This window comes from Pseudomonas sp. AGC41, from assembly GCF_057334555.1.
Map to the genome: position 1 here is coordinate 95,337 of NZ_JBHFJB010000163.1, position 1,825 is coordinate 97,161.

Annotated in this window: 4 protein-coding genes; all 4 read right to left on the minus strand. The window is 64.7% G+C overall.

All coding sequences use genetic code 11. The features are described 5' to 3' along the window. Positions 1-78: 78 nt before the first annotated feature. From ACE04F_RS28635 to ureA, 4 genes are read right to left on the minus strand one after another with little or no spacing between them, the layout of a single operon-like run. Positions 79-387 (minus strand): urease subunit beta, encoded by a 309-nt coding sequence (locus ACE04F_RS28635; protein WP_486111031.1) that lies wholly within the window; start codon positions 385-387, stop codon positions 79-81. After that, positions 384-917, minus strand: coding sequence for a GNAT family N-acetyltransferase (locus tag ACE04F_RS28640; protein ID WP_486111033.1), 534 nt, complete (start codon positions 915-917; stop codon positions 384-386). Before ACE04F_RS28640 ends, ACE04F_RS28635 begins: the two co-directional genes overlap by 4 nt. Before the next feature lie 5 nt (positions 918-922). After that, positions 923-1,456: a GNAT family N-acetyltransferase gene (locus ACE04F_RS28645; protein WP_486111035.1), complete on the minus strand. Its 534-nt coding sequence runs from the start codon at positions 1,454-1,456 to the stop codon at positions 923-925. 9 nt (positions 1,457-1,465) lie between these two features. Next, a complete protein-coding gene (gene ureA / locus ACE04F_RS28650; RefSeq protein WP_003197350.1) occupies positions 1,466-1,768 on the minus strand; it encodes an urease subunit gamma in 303 nt (100 codons plus the stop codon). Positions 1,769-1,825 lie beyond the last annotated feature (57 nt).

A 1,825-nucleotide genomic window follows, 5' to 3' on the forward strand; every position in this document is an offset into this window, starting at 1 on the left:
GGGCTACGTAGTGGCCCTCGCTTTTTTGCGGTTGCTGCGCACCCGAGCGGGAGCAAGCTCCCTCGCCACAGAGGCATTTCAGTCCAGGTCGCCCATGACCCGTCCGGCAAACCCGAACACCCGGCGATGCCCAGTCAGTTCGACAAGCTCGACTTCCCGACTCTGGCCCGGTTCGAAGCGCACCGCCGTGCCGGCCGGGATGTTCAGGCGCATGCCGCGGCTGGCGGCGCGGTCGAAGGCCAGGGCGTCGTTGGTTTCGAAAAAATGAAAGTGCGAGCCGACCTGGATCGGCCGGTCGCCGCTGTTGGCGACGTTCAGCTTGAGGGTGCGGCGGCCGACGTTGAGCTCGATCTCGCCGGGCTGGACCTGGTACTGGCCTGGAATCATTGCGGTTGCCCCAAAGTCTTGTAGTAAATGGCGGTCGGGCTGTAGGTCCCGTCCGGGCTCTGGCAGTAGTCGGGCAGTTCGCCGACGCGGGTGTAGCCCATGGCGCGGTAAAACGCCTCGGCCTCGGAACCGGCCTCGGTGTCGAGGTACAGCAGGCCGCGCTTGTGCTGGCGCGCACCGAGCTCCAAGGCATTCATCAACTGCTGGCCGAGGCCGCGGCGGCGGGCATCGCCGCGCACCAGCAGCTTCTGCACTTCGGCGCGGTTGAGGCCGTTGGGCTTCTGGCACAGCGCGAGCTGGACGCTGGCTTGCACCTGCTCGTCCTTGACCACCACCCACAGCAGCAGATGGCCCTGGTCGAGGCTGGCCTGGACCTCGTCGAAATAGGCGCGGGCCTGGACGGCATCGAGGTCAGCCATGAACCCGACGCTGGCGCCATAGCCCACGGCGTCGAGCAGCAGATCAATCAAGCCCTGGCGGTAATGCGCGAAGCTTTCAGCGTGGACTCGGCGCAACTGGGCGGCGTTCATCGGTATCACTCCTTGTCGATGGCGGGCGGTGGCGCCCCGGGATTGAGGACCAACTGCATGAAGGTCAGGTCCAGCCAGCGGCCGAACTTGGTACCCACCTGGGGCATCTGCCCGGTGATGGCAAAACCGGCCCGCTCGTGCAGGCGAATCGACGCCGCGTTGCCGCTCTCGATGGCCGCAACCATCACGTGTTTGCCGCAGGCCCTGGCGCGCTCGATCAGCGCACTCATCAGCAACGGGCCGAGGCCATTGCCACGTTGATCGCTGCGTACGTACACCGAATGCTCCACGGTGTGGCGGAAACCGTCGAACGGCCGCCAGTCGCCGAATGAAGCGTAGCCGAGCACGTCATCTTCGGCGTCGCTGATCACCAGCACCGGATAACCCTGGGTTTGCCGGGCGCTGTGCCAGGCCTGACGATTGCCGAGGTCCACCGCCTGTTCGTTCCAGATCGCCGTGGTGTTGAGCACCGCATCGTTGTAGATGTCACGGATCGCCGACAGATCGTCAGGGCGGGCGTCACGAATGTGATAAGTCATGCCGCGACCTCAGGCGATGGGCTGGTGGACGGTGACCAGTTTGGTGCCGTCGGGAAACGTCGCCTCGACCTGGATCTCGGGGATCATTTCCGGGATGCCTTCCATCACCTGCTCGCGGCTCAGCAGCGTGGTGCCGTAGTGCATCAGCTCGGCCACGGTCTGGCCGTCACGGGCGCCTTCCAGCAGCGCGGCGGAAATGTAGGCCATGGCTTCCGGATAGTTGAGCTTCAGGCCACGAGCCAGGCGCCGCTCGGCGACGAGGCCGGCGGTGAAGATCAGCAGCTTGTCTTTTTCGCGTGGGGTCAGGTCCATGTGCAATCCAATTTGGGCAGATAAATAATTTCGCGGTAAACATATCCCCTGTGGGAG

What these genes read in the sequence shown, in the direction of transcription:
- ACE04F_RS28635 (WP_486111031.1), bottom strand. Translation starts at nt 387, where the DNA reads ATGATTCCAGGCCAGTACCAGGTCCAGCCCGGCGAGATCGAGCTCAAC.
- ACE04F_RS28640 (WP_486111033.1), bottom strand. Translation starts at nt 917, where the DNA reads ATGAACGCCGCCCAGTTGCGCCGAGTCCACGCTGAAAGCTTCGCGCAT.
- ACE04F_RS28645 (WP_486111035.1), bottom strand. Translation starts at nt 1,456, where the DNA reads ATGACTTATCACATTCGTGACGCCCGCCCTGACGATCTGTCGGCGATC.
- ureA (WP_003197350.1), bottom strand. Translation starts at nt 1,768, where the DNA reads ATGGACCTGACCCCACGCGAAAAAGACAAGCTGCTGATCTTCACCGCC.